This is a genomic window from Acinetobacter sp. C26M (assembly GCF_023702675.1).
GTDB lineage: Bacteria > Pseudomonadota > Gammaproteobacteria > Pseudomonadales > Moraxellaceae > Acinetobacter.
Genome location: NZ_CP098478.1, coordinates 3,799,844 through 3,816,926 on the forward strand (window position 1 = coordinate 3,799,844; position 17,083 = coordinate 3,816,926).

Annotated in this window: 17 protein-coding genes; 2 read left to right on the top strand and 15 right to left on the bottom strand. The window is 41.9% G+C overall.

The features are described 5' to 3' along the window. The first annotated feature begins 56 nt into the window (after positions 1–56). The gene (locus tag NDN11_RS17535) at positions 57–524 is read left to right on the top strand and encodes an Lrp/AsnC ligand binding domain-containing protein (protein WP_005186529.1); all 468 of its coding nucleotides are present in this window, start codon (positions 57–59) and stop codon (positions 522–524) included. 61 nt (positions 525–585) lie between these two features. Here the strand turns inward: NDN11_RS17535 and NDN11_RS17540 are convergent, their stop codons facing one another. The 14 genes from NDN11_RS17540 to NDN11_RS17605 all read right to left on the bottom strand — a co-directional run bounded on the left by NDN11_RS17540 (position 586) and on the right by NDN11_RS17605 (position 13,511). Beyond that, positions 586–951, bottom strand: coding sequence for a ribonuclease E inhibitor RraB (locus NDN11_RS17540; protein WP_004801857.1), 366 nt, complete (start codon positions 949–951; stop codon positions 586–588). Between the two features lie 136 nt (positions 952–1,087). Beyond that, on the bottom strand, positions 1,088–1,561 hold the full coding sequence (locus NDN11_RS17545; protein ID WP_251110339.1) for a GNAT family N-acetyltransferase: 474 nt from the start codon (positions 1,559–1,561) through the stop codon (positions 1,088–1,090). Between the two features lie 24 nt (positions 1,562–1,585). Then, the gene (locus NDN11_RS17550; RefSeq protein ID WP_167250996.1) at positions 1,586–2,251 is read right to left on the bottom strand and encodes an RluA family pseudouridine synthase; all 666 of its coding nucleotides are present in this window, start codon (positions 2,249–2,251) and stop codon (positions 1,586–1,588) included. Positions 2,252–2,349: 98 nt separating this feature from the next. Beyond that, positions 2,350–2,802: a hypothetical protein gene (locus tag NDN11_RS17555; RefSeq protein WP_251110340.1), complete on the bottom strand. Its 453-nt coding sequence runs from the start codon at positions 2,800–2,802 to the stop codon at positions 2,350–2,352. Between the two features lie 232 nt (positions 2,803–3,034). Further along, entirely contained in the window at positions 3,035–3,442 is a 408-nt protein-coding gene (locus tag NDN11_RS17560; RefSeq protein WP_251110341.1) for a hypothetical protein, read from the bottom strand. A 498-nt stretch (positions 3,443–3,940) separates the two neighbouring features. Continuing rightward, positions 3,941–4,828 (bottom strand): DMT family transporter, encoded by an 888-nt coding sequence (locus NDN11_RS17565; RefSeq protein WP_251110342.1) that lies wholly within the window; start codon positions 4,826–4,828, stop codon positions 3,941–3,943. A gap of 72 nt (positions 4,829–4,900) precedes the next feature. Then, on the bottom strand, positions 4,901–5,602 hold the full coding sequence (locus NDN11_RS17570) for a hypothetical protein (RefSeq protein WP_251110343.1): 702 nt from the start codon (positions 5,600–5,602) through the stop codon (positions 4,901–4,903). Positions 5,603–5,644: 42 nt separating this feature from the next. After that, the gene (locus tag NDN11_RS17575) at positions 5,645–6,220 is read right to left on the bottom strand and encodes a DUF4126 domain-containing protein (RefSeq protein ID WP_251110344.1); all 576 of its coding nucleotides are present in this window, start codon (positions 6,218–6,220) and stop codon (positions 5,645–5,647) included. Positions 6,221–6,347: 127 nt separating this feature from the next. Continuing rightward, positions 6,348–6,491 (bottom strand): zinc ribbon-containing protein, encoded by a 144-nt coding sequence (locus tag NDN11_RS17580; RefSeq protein WP_004637424.1) that lies wholly within the window; start codon positions 6,489–6,491, stop codon positions 6,348–6,350. Between the two features lie 155 nt (positions 6,492–6,646). Then, on the bottom strand, positions 6,647–7,792 hold the full coding sequence (locus NDN11_RS17585; protein ID WP_251110345.1) for a hypothetical protein: 1,146 nt from the start codon (positions 7,790–7,792) through the stop codon (positions 6,647–6,649). Between the two features lie 195 nt (positions 7,793–7,987). Further along, a complete protein-coding gene (acnD, locus tag NDN11_RS17590) occupies positions 7,988–10,606 on the bottom strand; it encodes a Fe/S-dependent 2-methylisocitrate dehydratase AcnD (RefSeq protein WP_251110346.1) in 2,619 nt (872 codons plus the stop codon). Continuing rightward, entirely contained in the window at positions 10,606–11,763 is a 1,158-nt protein-coding gene (gene prpC / locus NDN11_RS17595) for a bifunctional 2-methylcitrate synthase/citrate synthase (protein ID WP_004656677.1), read from the bottom strand. The genes acnD and prpC overlap by 1 nt, the downstream gene beginning before the upstream one ends. 160 nt (positions 11,764–11,923) lie before the next feature. Next, the gene (gene prpB, locus NDN11_RS17600; RefSeq protein WP_005209856.1) at positions 11,924–12,808 is read right to left on the bottom strand and encodes a methylisocitrate lyase; all 885 of its coding nucleotides are present in this window, start codon (positions 12,806–12,808) and stop codon (positions 11,924–11,926) included. Continuing rightward, on the bottom strand, positions 12,801–13,511 hold the full coding sequence (locus NDN11_RS17605; RefSeq protein ID WP_005186499.1) for a GntR family transcriptional regulator: 711 nt from the start codon (positions 13,509–13,511) through the stop codon (positions 12,801–12,803). The genes prpB and NDN11_RS17605 overlap by 8 nt, the downstream gene beginning before the upstream one ends. Positions 13,512–13,964: 453 nt before the next feature. On the opposite strand from NDN11_RS17605, the gene NDN11_RS17610 reads away from it, so the two are divergent. Continuing rightward, positions 13,965–15,179 (top strand): amino acid aminotransferase, encoded by a 1,215-nt coding sequence (locus NDN11_RS17610; RefSeq protein WP_005186496.1) that lies wholly within the window; start codon positions 13,965–13,967, stop codon positions 15,177–15,179. A gap of 59 nt (positions 15,180–15,238) precedes the next feature. Here the strand turns inward: NDN11_RS17610 and dld are convergent, their stop codons facing one another. Beyond that, positions 15,239–16,945, bottom strand: coding sequence for a D-lactate dehydrogenase (dld, locus tag NDN11_RS17615; RefSeq protein ID WP_251110347.1), 1,707 nt, complete (start codon positions 16,943–16,945; stop codon positions 15,239–15,241). Positions 16,946–17,083: the final 138 nt, after the last annotated feature.

A 17,083-nucleotide genomic window follows, 5' to 3' on the forward strand; every position in this document is an offset into this window, starting at 1 on the left:
ATCTAGGTAATTTAATATTTTTGTCGCGAAAAAATTAAAATAAAAGGGAATCTTCTATGCGTAAATTAGACCGTATTGATCGCCTGATTTTAGATATTTTGCAGCGCGAAGGCCGAATTGCGATCAGTGAACTTGCTTCACGGGTCAACCTGTCCACGACGCCTTGCTCGGAACGAGTGAAGCGTTTGGAACGCGAAGGGATCATTGTAGGCTACTATGCTCGACTTAACCCAGCCTATGTCGATCGCAGTCTGCTGGTGTTTTTGGAAATCAAACTGTCTGCCAAATCTGGTGATGTATTTGATCAGGTGGCACGTGATTTGGTTGATATTCCAGAGGTATTGGAATGCCATCTCATTTCAGGCGAATTTGATTATTTGGTAAAGGCACGTTTAAAAGAAATGAGTGCTTATCGACGCCTATTAGGTGATTTATTAAAAAAACTGCCTGCCTCTGCTTCTTCACATAGCTATATTGTGATGGAAGAAGTCAAAGAGTCCTTATATTTAGATATGGGTATATAAACTTGCCCGCAACAAAAAAGCCCTAATGGAAGGGCTTTTATTTGATCGAGCTTGAGATGGTTTACTCATCTTCATCATAAATATAGCTCATACAACCCCAACCATCATACTCACCATTGAATTCTTTGGCGATCTTGGTCATCCACTCTTCCAAGTCTTCAATATCTTCATATTCCAAAATCATGTTGACATGAATGTTCAGTACCCACAGATCTGAACCATCTGAATGTACTTCTTCCTGAAAAAGTGAAATTTTTTGTTCTTGGTGTAAAAGATGCAAGGCACATTTTTCTACTTGTTCTTGTTTTTCAAAAACAATCGAAAATTCGACTTCATGTGGCTCGTTGAGTTCATTACCATCTTCAACCATCTGCCATAGCACGTTGCCATTATCATTGTCTGGGAATTGGTCATAGTCGCGAGTCATATAAATATCCTTTGTTGTGTTTTGGACTTGATATTTGGCTATAGATTAACCGATTTTTATGTCATTTTTTAGACGGATTAATAGCAATATTGTAGTCAAAAAACGATCAAAGTAAACGTCTTGAGACTACGGTGTATCAGCCTAATACGATGCCAAGTACCACCTGATCAAGGCAAGCTATGCCATTTTCATAAATTGGTTCTGGGTAGTTCTTAAAAACATCTCGTTCAATATGCGACAGACGAAACCCACACTTTTGATACAGTGCCAATTGATTCAGACTGGAATTGCCTGTTTTAACCCATAAGGTGTGCGTATTCAGCTGTTTGGCAGACTCGATTACATGTTGAATCAATGCTTTAGCCAACCCTTGTCCTTGATAGCCATCCGCCACGGTCAGATTCTTAATTTCAGCTTGATCATCCGTTTCGAGTAAACAAAGCTGGGCAATAATCTGTGCTTGATCATTCAAGATCACAAAAATTTTTGAATTAAATAGGTATGTTTCGATCTCCGCCCAACTCGGATCAGCCTCTAACAACAATGTTTTTAATTGATCTTGTTGTGCCTGTGCCAATAACTTCCAGAGAACAGATTGAATTGAATACATGATCTTGCCTATTTATAGTTGTGCTTAGAACTTTACCTCAGAATGGATTTCAACTTCATGCAGCTTGAGTGGATGTTGAAATGCTAAATAGGCGGCATGCAGCGCCATCCGTTTTAAATGAAATTTGGTTGGTTCAGGATGATAGAGTTTATCCCCCATAATTGGATGACCAATATGCATCATATGTACCCGCAATTGATGCGAACGACCTGTGACAGGCTCTAGACGTACACGGCTTTGATCGGTTGCTGCATCATATGCCATGCATTGAAATAAGGTTTTGGCTTGCTTACCCAATTCAAAATGTACCATCTGACGTGGACGATTTTCCCAATCGGTAATTAAGGGAACTTCCACACTGCCTTCTGACTGAATTTTCCCCTGTACCAATGCCACATAGTATTTTTTGACGGTTCGTGCCTGAAACATTTTACTGACTGCGACTTCTGCATCACGATGTTTGGCAAACATAAGTAAGCCCGAAGTTGCCATATCCAGACGATGAGTGACTTTGGCAGCAGGATATTTGTCCAAAACTCGCAAATAGGCACTATCCTGATGTTCAGGTAACCGCCCCATCACAGACAATAGCCCCGCAGGTTTATTGATCACCAGCAAGTCCTCATCCTCATAAACGATGTCTAAAGGATCTTGTGGCGGAGCATAAATAAAGTTGTCATTTAAAGGCATGGAATAATAAACAAATCAAGCAAAGACAGAAGCAGCAGTGATTATAGATATTCCAAATAGTTTCGCAAACACTGATTCAGATGATGTCTTAAGGCAAATTAAGATGGTGTTTTGAGTGATTTGCCTAGATTTTCTTTATAGCGCTGTTCTAAGCTTTCAATATCTCGATTGAGGAAGGCAATCAGGTAGTCTTTTGCCCGAGCAAGGCTGAGCTGTTTAAATGAGATGCTGTCTTTGCTTTTGCGCGTAACCAAGCCAAATAGATCTTTTTTAGGAATGATGACTGGAATATCACTGTCCAGCTTAAATTCTAGTTGCTGTGACTTGGCATAGGCATCAAGGGTAATGGAAATGGTCTGTTCTGTCTGATGATCGCTGACAATAAAACTGGTATCCGCACCATTGAGTTGTAATTGACGAACCAACTGCTGACGCCAAGCCATCTCATCAAACTTGGTTAAAATCGTTGCCAAATCAAAGCGACCGACATGATCGATGTCATTATGATTCATTTGATGTGGATAGCGGACTTTAAGCTCGAACTCATTCATGATGGTACTGACCTATTACTGTGATTTTTTTGATTTATTAATATAAAAATAATTATATCACCTTGTTTTTTAATATAAAAATATCGATTTATATTCACAATATTCAGATTACAGGATTGGTTTCACATTCAGTTTTAGTTTTATTGATCTAGTTTTTATTATTTTGAGCGAATTATTGATGTTCTATTCAATTAAATTTTTTTAATTCATGTTAAAAGGGATAGCTTTTCAGCTAGCCCTCCAAAATAGGAAAAACATAAACATCACTATCGCTCGCTACAGCTTCATTCATGTTTAAAGTCTGATTCAAAATATCGATAGGAATATGATATTTAATACAATAATTCTCGAAATTTTCCAGCAATACTGTTACTTCTTGATCGACATCGTTAGGAATCGCAATACATGATGCAACGATATCCTGCTCTAATACTTTCTGAGAATAACTTTCTAACATATTTTGAATTAAGTCAGGGATCTGCTCTATATCATCGTAAACAATCAGACTTACTTGTACTGATCCATTCTCATGTAACAACAGACCTAGAGGAGGAATTTTTTGTCCTGATTGCAGCATCTTATTTGTTCTTACAATAAAGTGAGCCATTAACTCTGAAAATTGTTCTTCCGATTGTTGCATATTCATTTCATACGTTTAATTTTAAATTTATTCTAAAGTAAAAAACAGTATGTTATCAAATTGAGTATTACGAGGTCTTGCTCTTATAATCTTTAATTATTCATATAAATTTTATATCAATCATTTTTTAGGGTATCAAGGGAAAACAGAGGTTGTTTACTTCAACACCTATGACTTTGTAAGCCATAACCTTTGCCTATAAACTTTTGATCTATAGCGTCCTAAGCCGAATCGAGACCTTTTGGGTTCGTACACACTTGCTTTATAAGCGTCGGTGCATGCTACTCTTTTCGATCCCTTTCACACCCTTGAGACATAGTTTAGGCAGATCACGGTGGGATTGTTTTCCTAAAAATAGCTATTTTCAAAGATCAATGAAATAATTTTGCATAATCTATTCTAAAAGTTAAAATATTTACCACATCCAATAAAAAACCAAGATTTTTATTCCGACAAATTCAAATTTACATGTGTATTTTTTCAAATAGAGCTTCTCATCTAAGCCCAAATCACCATAATCGCAGCCACAATCACCAGCCATAAACCTAAATGATCGGTTTTAGCGAGTTTTTCTTTAAAAAAGAAGGCAGAGATTAATAGACTAAATAGAATTTCGACCTGACCCAGCGTTTTCACGATCGCGACGGTTTGCATACTCATGGCACTAAACCAACCGACGGACGCTAAAAAGCTACAGATACTCACTCTTAAGGTTAAACCAACACGTTGCCACATTCTATACAGGGTAGGTCGGCTAAAAAATCCGAGATAGATCAGCAATACAATGCATTGAAAGCTGATCAAACTGCACAGCACCCATGCAGCACGATGTAAGAATGGCAACATGCTCAATTCTAAACTAGCTTCACGCACCAACAAAGAAGTAATGGCAAAACAAAGCCCACTACCCAACCCAATCATCAAGGTTTTAAAGGACAGATCGGACTGTTGCTTGCCTTTACTCAGTAAAAATACTGCAAGCCCTCCAATCACTACCCCGATCCAACCCCATGTACTGAGATGTTCCTGTAAGAACAGTACACCGACCAAGGCCGCCAAGATCGCTTCACTTTTGGCGAGTCCGACCCCAATGGCATAATTCTTTTGTTGAAATAGTTTCACCATCAAGGCAGTCGCATAGATTTGGCTAATACCTGCAATCACAATATACAGCCAGAATTTATCGGAAAAATGTACCGATGCGGTAACTGGTTTATGCCAATAGAGAAAAGCCAAATAACTAAAGGCAAAGATCGGTGAGAAGATAAAGCGAGCCAGTGTGGTGCCATAAACATCCACGCTCGTACTGAGTTGTTTTTGAAATGCATTGCGCCAAGCCTGCATAAATGCAGCCATGAGAGTGAACAGAATCCAAGTCATCATCATAAGCTTGAGCGCAATATTATAAGTGCCGCTAATTTACGCTGTTCTGACTGGTTTTTCGATAGTCGCCAGTGCTTAAAAACTTAAATCATTAAAGTCCTTCACTTTGGAGAGATAGATCGGCGCCTGATTGATTTTACTCCATGTTTCTTTAAATCTTGGATCCGCTTCTTCATCTTCACTCATATTTTTCCGTATCACTTTTTTTCCTGTTAAAAAATTAATACTGGTTTGGCTTTGAATGAGGGGGCCATGATTGCTTGAATCATCATAGCCAATCAGGCGTAGATCATTGCCTTCCAAGCGAAATAGATAACGCCAGTAGCCATAACGCCCATGCGAATAATAAACACTTAATACGTTATTTTTAATTTCCATCCATAGGTCAGGCGGGAAATAGACACCACCATCTTCATTTTCTGAGCTAAAACAGTTGAGGTTGCTGACAATAGCTTTGTATTTGCCTTTTTCATTGAGTAATACAATTGCACCTCGGCGGTTGCGGTCTAAATGCCCACGATATTCATCATGTACAAAGGCTTTGGGATCGGTGGCTTTGACGATCAGTACCACATCCTTCAGACCATCTTTATTGAGATCACCTTCGATGGCTTCAAATAGATGATATTTTGCAGGGATATAGGCTTTATAAGTGACTTTATCTTTGCGCAGTTTCAGTTCTTCTGCCGATGGTTGTTCTTGAGCAAAGCTGACTTGTGGCAATATCGCTAAGCCTGATAATACGAATAATGCGGCAATGAGTTGAGTCTTTATCATCTTTTTATTTCATCATTCAGGTTGTTATCGGAGTTATTGCATTTATATGGAATGGCTCACTTGCTCTTGGCGTTTTGCATGAATCCAACGTGCGGCAACAATAATAAGAATAATCACCAAGACCGTAATCACCACAGGCATGATGAAGGCCAAAATCGATAATACGACCGAGCCAATCAACTCACCTGTCGAGATCACAAAATTACCCAGACCACCTGTGGTTGCTGTCGAGACACCTCGTGCCGCTACAGTACTCATTTGCACCACGCCTGCTGTTCCACCACCGACAATCAATGCAGCAGCCCAAGTGGCAAACTGTGACATTTCTCCACTACTCACCGCCATCGTGGTCAGCGTACCTGCGACCACAGCCGCAGGTGTGGCAATGGTATCTAATAGGTTATCTACCCACGGCACATAGTAAGCTGCTATTTCACAGATCGTGGCAAATCCCAATGCCATACACACCGCTGGAAGTGCCAGCCATTCAAAGCCTTGGGCAGGTTGATACCATCCCATTAAGGTCGCAATGCTCATCGCCAATAGCGGTACAAAGACACGAAAACCACAGGCTGCGCTGAGTCCAACACCAATACAGAGTCCTAAAATCGTTTCCATCACGGATTACCTTTCTATGCCTATGACAGGTCTTGTTATTTAAATCTTATTTTTAAGGTAACAAAAAGCCCTATCAAGGGATAGGGCTTTTATTCAAACAGTGGATAACTGTTTGGTATTTTTCGGCTTAGGCATTCTTACTGTTGAATTGATTGCCAAGGCATTTGGTACACGGAGGTAAACGATCAGTACCAATTTCTAAATAGGTGCGGTGTCCGCATTGAACACAAAAATAGAAGCCTGTTCCAGGTTTTTCGCCAGCAGTTACCATCTTTGCTCTCCATAGATTTTAGAAATGGTATATATACTATAGCGTGATAGTTTTGATTATTTATTGACCTTTCCGACAAGTGGTGATGGCGGAAAGGTGAAAACTATCATTTATACTCTATGAGAAGCTTTATCTCCCCCTTCGACAAGATCTCATTATCTTGTATATATACCATCACAAGAAATAAGATCACTCTGACTTCCTTTACTATCTACGTGATATGCAGCCGCCATAACAAGTAAATCATATTGGAAAAGAATTTCTACTCGCTGATTTCCTTCGGCAAGTAATAAGGTATTCATCACTGGATAACCATCTGTAATTTTGTCATTTTCTTGCTGATTTATTTTAACTTGATAATTGGCTTGACCACTTTTAATTGAAAGCAGATCTCCTGTCTTTTGAATTTCACAAACCTGCTTATCTTTTTGTCTTAATTTTTTAGACTTAAAATCAGGTAATAAGCCTGAAGAACAATGTGTCAATATTTTGGTACTCCCTTGATACTGCTCTCCGGCACAAGCCTGATAATTAATTTTTAAACGTGCATAATCCTCAGGTATTGCTGGAATTGCACTGAGTTGCCCTTTCGCTACTAAATCGACTAAGTCAGAGTATTTTGCAAATCTAGTTTCGCCATGAATTGCTTCTTCCAATTTACTTAATCCCGAATAATAAGAACTATTGCTCATCACATCATCTGTGATTAAATTTAGATCTTGATCAATAGCATAGTCTTTTTTAATTAATTCTTGTTTTATCGCTTCACTTGCTTTATTTAGATCCATTTTAGTAAATATAAGTTTGGAATTAAACCAATCTTCAGATTTTTGTTGAGATGCCAAAGCAACCACCAAGGTAGTTATAGGATTAATATTTACAAAGGTATCTTTATCAAAAACATAAGAATAATAAGTATCTTTTGCTGAAACAACTTTTAATTTACATGGAAGTTGTTTTTGCTCTACTTCACCTGACCATGCCCCATGAAGATCACTGATTACTGTACTCTTAAAGCCAGTATCATTTACACATTTTGCTGTGACATTCAACTTGACGTTATCCAAAACATTCCCATAAGCACGAGCATTACCTTTCAGCAGAATATATTCAGGTTTTGTCTCAGGTTTTGTCTCAGGTTTTGTCTCAGGTTTTGTCTCAGGTTTTGTCTCAGGTTGTTCAGTTGAATTGTTTGCGCTCTTATTCGAATTGTCACCACCTCCACCGCCACATGCAGTAAGAAAAATGGCAGAAAATAATGGGAATATTATTTTTCCTAACTTATTTTTTTCAAATGACATTATCTATATAACCTTAGTAGTTTATTTATTCGCGGCAGTATAATCTAGAACAGGAAGCCATTCAAAGAAACTAAAAAAAGTGTTAAATAAAACCCAAAATGACTTATAACTTAAAGTATTAAAAAATGATTAAATGCATTAAAAAAGCTCTATCAAAATGATAGAGCTTTTCCTAAATAAAGTAACAATCTCTATTTACGCCACTTGACCTTCTAAAAAGTCTTGTGCAAAACGCTGTAATACACCACCCGCTTCATATACAGACACTTCTTCTTCTGTATCTAAACGACAGGTCACAGGCACTTCAACAATTTCTTCCTTACCATCCGCTGTGGCACGCTCAATCACTAAAGTTAAAGTTGAACGAGGCGCAATATTGCCGATTACGCTATATAGCTCCGTACCATCCAGCTTTAAGGTCTTACGGTTAACGCCTGACTTAAACTCAAGCGGTAAAACGCCCATACCGACTAAGTTGGTACGGTGAATACGCTCAAAACCTTCGGCAACAATCGCTTCAACACCTGCAAGACGAACACCTTTCGCAGCCCAGTCACGGCTAGAACCCTGACCATAATCCGCACCCGCCACAATGATCAACGGTTGCTTACGGTTCATGTAGGTTTCAATCGCTTCCCACATACGCATCACTTCACCTTCTGGCTCGACACGCGCTTTTGAACCTTGCTTAATGGTGCCGTCTGAACGAACTACCATTTCATTAAACAATTTCGGGTTAGCAAATGTTGCACGTTGCGTGGTTAAGTGATCACCACGATGGGTTGCATAAGAGTTAAAGTCTTCCTCAGGCACACCCATTTTCGCCAAATATTCGCCGGAAGCACTGTCTAACACAATCGCATTCGATGGAGACAAGTGATCCGTGGTGATGTTGTCACCCAAGATCGCAAGCGGACGCATATTGGCTAAAGTACGAGGTGCAGCCAACGCCCCTTCCCAATATGGAGGACGGCGGATATAGGTACTCATTGGACGCCAATCATACAGAGGGCTTGCCGCTTCTTCATTGACTCCCAAATCAAACATCGGAATGTAGATTTTACGGAACTGTTCAGGCTTCACTGCTTCTTTCACAAGTGCATCAATTTCAGCATCCGAAGGCCAGATATCTTTCAGGTAAATTGGATTACCGTCTTTGTCATTTCCAAGCGAATCTGTTTCGATGTCAAAACGGATGGTTCCTGCAATCGCATACGCCACCACAAGCGGCGGAGATGCCAAGAACGCTTGTTTTGCGTATGGATGGATACGACCATCGAAGTTACGGTTACCCGAAAGCACCGCAGTGGCATACAAGTCACGCTCAATGATTTCTTGTTGAATCACAGGATCAAGTGCGCCTGACATCCCATTACAGGTGGTACATGCATAGGCGACGATACCAAAACCAAGTTTCTCAAGATCACCTAACACACCCGCTTCTTCTAAATACAGCGCAGCTGCCTTAGAACCTGGTGCAAATGAAGATTTCACCCAAGGTTTACGTACCAAGCCCAGTTCATTGGCTTTACGCGCCAATAGACCTGCAGCAACGGTATTACGTGGATTGGAAGTATTGGTACAAGAAGTAATTGCAGCAATAATCACTGCACCATCAGGAATTAAACCTTCTGCTTCTTGTGCCTTGGCAAGATCCAAATTCCCTGCAATGCCTTTTGCTTTCAAATCAGCGGTAGAAACACGTGCATGTGGGTTTGATGGGCCTGCAATGTTACGGGTCACAGTTGAAAGATCAAAACGAAGTACACGTGGGTACTCAGCTTGGGTCATATCCGATGCCCAAAGACCAATTTCTTTGGCATATTGCTCAACCAACGCCACTTGCGCATCTTCACGACCTGTCAGACGTAAATAATCGATGGTGTTCTGATCGATATAGAACATTGCCGCAGTTGCGCCATATTCAGGCGTCATATTCGAGATGGTGGCACGGTCGCCCACAGACATGCTGTCAGCACCTTCACCAAAGAACTCGAGGTAAGCACCAACGACACGTTCTTTACGCAAGAACTCAGTCAATGCCAACACGATATCCGTTGCAGTAATGCCTGCTTGACGCTGACCAACAAACTCAACACCAATGATGTCTGGTAGACGCATCCAAGACGCGCGACCCAACATTACGTTTTCAGCTTCCAAACCACCGACACCGACTGAAATCACGCCAAGTGCATCGGTATGTGGGGTATGTGAATCTGTACCGACACAGGTATCAGGGAACGCTAAGCCATCACGGTTTTGAATCACTGGAGACATTTTCTCCAAGTTGATCTGATGCATGATGCCGTTGCCCGCAGGGATCACGTCGACATTTTTAAAAGCTGTTTTGGTCCACTCAATAAAGTGGAAACGGTCTTCGTTACGGCGATCTTCGATTGCGCGGTTTTTCTCAAATGCATCAGGGTCAAAACCACCGAATTCCACAGCTAAAGAGTGATCGACGATCAACTGGGTTGGCACAACGGGATTGACCTTGGAAGGATCACCGCCTTTATCGGCAATCGCATCACGCAAACCTGCAAGATCCACCAATGCCGTTTGACCTAAGATGTCATGACAGACTACACGTGCTGGATACCAAGGAAAATCAAGATCCTGACGGCGTTCGATCAACTGAGTTAAATAGGCCGTTAAATTCTCGGCATCCGCTTTACGTACAAGCTGTTCAGCCAGTACTTTCGAGGTGTATGGCAGCTTTTCGTATGCGCCTGGCTGAATATCTTCAACGGCTTGACGCACGTCATAGTATTCGAGCTGGGTACCTGCCAGCGGTTTACGATATTTTGTGTTCATTAACCACGCTCCGCCAATGGTTTGAATTCAAGATTTTCAGGGCCAGTATAGTTCGCGCTTGGACGAATGATTTTGCCGTCTTGACGTTGTTCAATCACGTGTGCAGACCAACCCGCAGTACGTGCAATCACGAATAATGGTGTGAACATTGCCGTTGGGACACCCATCAAGTGATAGCTCACCGCACTGAACCAGTCGAGGTTCGGGAACATGTTCTTCACTTCTTTCATCACAGCTTCTAAACGTTCAGCAATCACATACATCTTGGTATTTTCTTGTGCTTCAGCAAGTTCACGCGCCACTTGCTTGATCACTTCATTACGTGGATCAGAAACGGTATAGACTGGATGACCAAAACCGATCACCACTTCTTTTTTCTCTACACGGCTACGGATATCCGCTTCTGCTTCATCTGCATTGTCATAACGTTGCTGAATCACAAACGCAACTTCGTTCGCGCCACCGTGTTTAGGGCCACGTAACGCACCAATACCGCCTGTGATTGCCGAGTACATGTCTGAACCTGTCCCTGCCACCACACGTGAAGTAAAGGTTGATGCATTGAACTCATGCTCTGCATACAGAATCAAAGAGGTGTGCATAGCTTGAATCCACTCTTCCGATGGCGCTTCGCCATGTAGGAGATGCAAGAAATGCGCAGCAATCGAGTCATCATTGGTTTCAACTTCGATACGACGACCGTTGTTGCTGAAGTGATACCAGTACAACAACATTGAGCCTAGGCTTGCCATCAATTTATCAGCGATGTCTTTTGCGCCTGCTTCGTTATGGTCTTCATGTTCTGGGGTTAAACAACCCAGTACAGATACGCCAGTACGCATCACATCCATTGGGTGTGCAGATGGTGGTAGTTGCTCAAGGGCGGTTTTCAATGCTGCAGGTAAGCCACGCAATGCTTTTAATTTTGCTTTATAGGCTTTGAGTTCGGCTTTGTTTGGAAGTTTGCCATGTACAAGAAGGTGTGCCACTTCTTCAAATTGGCTGCCGACTGCAAGATCGAGAATGTCATAGCCACGATAGTGTAAGTCATTGCCGCTGCGGCCTACGGTACACAGCGCAGTGTTGCCTGCCACTTGTCCGCTGAGTGCAACTGATTTTTTTGGTTTGAAGCCTGTTGGAGTTTCATTACTGCTCATAAGATTGTCCTTTTTATATATCCTTAGGTTAAAACTTATAAAGATTCTTAATCTCCCTCAATCCCTCTTTCCAAAGAGGGACTTCCCACCAACCCTAGATCATCCAAGATTTAGGTGATTCCCCTCTTTTTCAAAGAGGGGTTAGGGGAGATTGTTTGACTTATTTATTCTTCGCAAAAGTTCCATCAAGATATTGTTCAAACGCATGGTAGTTAATGCGTTCATACAACTCCTGACGGGTTTGCATGGTATCGACCACATTCTTTTGTGTGCCTTCTTTACGCAAAGTCTCATAGACATTTTCTGCGGCTTTATTCATGGCACGGAATGCAGAAAGTGGATACAGTGCAATGCTGACATCGGCAGAGGCCAATTCTTCAGTGGTAAATAATGGCGTAGAACCAAATTCGGTGATATTGGCTAAAACAGGTACTTTAGTCAGATCAGCAAATTGCTTATACATTGCCAATTCAGTGATCGCTTCGGGGAACAGCATGTCTGCACCCGCTTCGATATACGCTCCTGCACGGTCAATTGCTGCCTGCAACCCTTCAACCGCCAGTGCATCAGTACGTGCCATAATCACAAAGCTGTCATCGGTACGTGCATCGACCGCAGCTTTAATACGATCGACCATTTCTTGTTGAGTCACGATGGCTTTATTCGGACGATGACCGCAACGCTTAGCTCCGACTTGGTCTTCGATATGCATCGCAGCAGCACCGAACTTGATCATCGACTTGGTGGTACGCGCGATATTAAAGGCAGAAGCACCGAAACCCGTGTCGACATCGACCAATAATGGCAGGTCACAGACATCAGTAATACGGCGTACATCTGTCAATACATCATCAAGGTTACTGATACCCAAATCAGGTAAGCCCAAAGAACCAGCCGCAACACCACCACCTGACAAATAGATCGCCTTGTAGCCTGCGCGTTTTGCCAATAACGCATGGTTGGCATTGATCGCACCCACCACTTGTAATGGTTTTTCATTTGCGACCGCGTCGCGGAATAGCTGACCAGCAGACTGTTTAGCCATGTTGTTGTTCTCCTTGATTTTGCAGCAATGTTTGCTCAACAATTTTGTAAGATGCATTGATGTGACGGTGCATCAGCATTTCGGCGAGTTCACCGTCACCTTCAGCAATCGCATCTAATATGCGGATATGTTCGTCCCAAGCTTTGCTTGGTCGATCTGGGGTATTTGAAAACTGGATTCGGTACATACGGATGAGGTGATACAGCTCATCGCATAACATTTTTTCTAAGGTTTTATTGCCACTGCTTTTGATAATGCAGTAATGGAAATCGTCCTGACCTTCTTGCAGATAGTAACCCTTACCTGCTTTAAAATTTTCATCTTCGGCATGCATGCGCAAGACATCACGCAAAGCTAGAATCTGTTTTTTATCAATATGCTGAGCAGCCAATTTGCAGGCCAAACCTTCTAAAGAAGCACGAATTTGATAGAGTTCTTGAAACTGTTGTAGTGACAATGACACCACGCGTGCACCGACATGCGCAGTTCGCTCCACCAGTTTCTGCCCTTCCAGACGATGAATCGCTTCCCGTAACGGACCACGACTAATGCCATAAATACGTGCCAGCTCAGGTTCTGAAATCTTGCTGCCCGCAGGAATATGTCCCAATACAATTGCTGACTGAATTTGCTTGAATACGTGTTCCGTCAGGGTCATTCCCTGACTTGTGCTGAGGGCTTGAGGAACAAGGGTATCTTGCATATTGTCGACAATCTCTACAATTTTTATGATTTTATAACCAGATAAAAGAAAAAATGCAATAGGATTGTCGACAATAAATTAGACTGCTGCTTTCAATTCTACTGTATTGTGATCACTCAGTTGATTCTCAAAAAACTGCCAAAAAGCTTATATAAGAATAGATAAAACAATAGGTTAATAATATTTCCAATCATCACTCAACCCTGAGCTTTGATCGAATGAGCAGCCTTAGACTGTTAATGCTACGACCATGGTATGACAGCTTGATTGTAGACAATCTTTATAATCAGCTTGTACCGACAAATTTTGTAAGTAAATACTGCACCAAAATGTAAATAACAGCGTGCTTCATGCAGTCTTTATTGATACATTATTGGGCATCAAAGGTTCCGCTTCTGAAGCGCCAACCTCTCCAGACATCTATGCACTTTGTTGAAGAAAAGGACATTGTTAATGTTTCAACATATCCCACCTTATGCAGGCGATCCAATCCTTTCATTGATGGAACAGTTCAATGCTGATCCACGTGCTGAAAAGGTAAACCTCAGTATTGGTTTGTACTATAACGAAGACAGTATCGTTCCTCAGCTTGATACCATTATCGAAGCGCAAAAACGTATTGCACCTAAAAACACACAAACCAAGCTTTATTTACCAATGGAAGGTTTCAAACCTTACCGTGATGCAATTCAAGCCTTATTGTTTGGTGCAAATAGCCCAGCAATTCAGCAAGGTCGTGTTGCTACGATTCAAACGCTTGGTGGTTCTGGTGCATTGAAAGTCGGCGCAGACTTCTTAAAAACCTACTTCCCGAATTCAGAAGTTTGGGTCAGCCAGCCAACTTGGGATAACCATGTTGCGATCTTCAATGGTGCAGGCATCAAGAGCAACTTCTACCCGTACTTCGATGCTGAAACACGTGGCGTTGATTTTGATGGGATGTTGTCTACGTTAAAAACATTGCCAGAACAAAGCATTGTGTTGTTACACCCATGCTGCCATAACCCAACAGGTGCAGACTTGAACCCAGCACAATGGGATCAAGTGATTGTGGTATTAAAAGAGCGTAACCTGATTCCATTCCTCGACATCGCCTACCAAGGTTTTGGCGATGATATGGAACAAGATGCTTATGCCATTCGTGCATTAGACCAAGCGGGTCTAAACTTTATTGTCAGCAACTCGTTCTCTAAAATCTTCTCACTTTACGGTGAGCGTGTTGGCGGTTTGACTTTCGTATGTGATGATGCTGAAGCAGCAAAATGCACATTCGGTCAGTTAAAAGCAACGGTACGTCGTATCTACTCTAGCCCACCAACAACAGGTGCATGGTTGGTTGATCAAGTGTTAAATGACGCTGATCTCAATCAACAATGGCAAGGCGAAGTGAAAGAGATGCGTGAGCGTATTATCAAAATGCGTAGCATCTTGAAAGATGAGCTAACTAAAGCCCTTCCTGAGCGTGACTTTAGCTACCTTGTGAATCAAAAAGGCATGTTCAGCTATACTGGTTTAACCGCTGAGCAAGTGGATACGCTACGTGAAGAATATGCAATCTACTTGGTACGCAGTGGTCGTATCTGTGTTGCAGGCCTGAACATGAACAACGTATACAAAGTTGCCAAAGCAGTCGCTGAAGTTTTAGCAAAATCTGCTGCAACAGCTTAAGTTGTAACAGATAAAAAAGGCGCTTGAAGCGCCTTTTTTATTGCCTACTTTATTTAAATTTAGGTCTTGGACTTGCCCCAATACTTCAATTTAGAGGTCTGTCCAATCCCGACATTAAAACAATTATTCGGATCAAGCTTTTGATAGAAATTTGCCAATGCAGGCTTGGCAATATACAGATGACCGACATTATGCTCAGCAGGATATTCAGCACGGCGGGCATCCAGCAAATGCCACATCTGATGTTCCATCGCTAAAGGATCGTTGCCCTTTTTAAGAATGTAATCCTGATGAAAGACATGACAGAAAAAGTGCCCATAATAAAGTTTATGAATGATCTGCTGTTCCATTTCCACAGGCAGTTGCTCCACCCATTCACGATCATTACGACGTAAGGCGATGTCCAAGGCTACAATATCCTCGACTTCATCCCGATGGGTATCACGATAACGAATCGCTGCACCTGCCACCGCAAAACGATGCAAAAAGGCTTTACGTCCTTCCGCAGCATCACAAAGGAAGAAATTACCTGATGCATGTACCGCAAAATAGTCCTGTAAAAATTGCTCGGTCTGGGCTTTGCAATTATTTTCAACTCGCAACATCAGATGGTGTTCATAATGATCACGATATTCGGTCATTCGCTTCGGTAAATGGCTCGGTAACAATGAAGTGACCGCTTGTAGAATATGATCGGTCAGTCCTTTGATTTTAAATTTTTCTAAAAAACCATCGATCTTGTCTTTAAGAGCAAAGGCTTTCGGCACATTGGCTGTACCAAATTTTTCAATAAACAGGAAGGTATCTTTACCGTATTTTTCGCCAATATGATAAGCATTGCGGTGAATATATTCCCCTGCAATCGGCAAGCTTGGCAATGAAGTCAGTAAATAGCGACGAATCGCAGTCAGATCATCGGCATCATTTGTACCAATATAAAATACGCTGCTCTCTACCTTTTCATAAGTATCAAGACGCACTGCAAACACACAGACTTTACCTGCCGAACCCGAAGCTTCAAACAGACGCGATGGATCAGCATTAAAACGAGCCGGACTATCGGCATCCACTTGGGTGACATCTTGCGCATAACGCTGATCGGATGCCTGTTTTTCAGCATCATCTAAAATATCACCAGCTTGGTATTGCTGCTGCTCTAAACGGGTTAGGATTTCTTCTGGACTTGAGCCTAAATTCACACCCAGATGATTGACCAATTCCAGCTGACCTTGGGCATTGACCTGCGCATATAGTGCCAATTCGGTATAAGCAGGTCCACGACGGACCAAGGCACCGCCTGAATTATTACAGACCCCACCCAATACTGAAGCGCCAATACAAGACGAGCCAATCACCGAATGCGGCTCTCGATCATAGCCTTTCAGTAGCTGTTCCAGATTATCCAAAGTCGCACCAGGTAAACAAATCACCTGCCTGCCGTTATGGATGACCTGAATGCCTTTTAAACGGCGCGTACTCATCACTAATACAGGACGGTCATAATCATCACCATAGGGTGTTGAACCGCCTGTCAGTCCTGTATTGGCAGCTTGCATGATGACAATACAATCTGCTTCGATGGCGGCTTGTAGCACCTGCCATTGTTCCAGCAAGGTGCCTGGGATGACCACTGCAAAGACTTTGCCCTCACCAAAACGACGACCTTGCCGATACTGGCGAGTACTTTGATCATCACTCAGCACATGCTGACGTCCAACAATCTGCTGTAAACGATCAATCACCGCTTTGGGAGAAAATATTTGCATGATGGCTCCTTTGGATCATCTATATAAAATCGAGCTATATCTTATGCACGCTAAAACTAGATCAGCACGGCAGGGTCTTACGGTATATAGGTTATGATGGAAGTAACTCATTCCGTTACTTTGGTTTTGCCCAAAGTA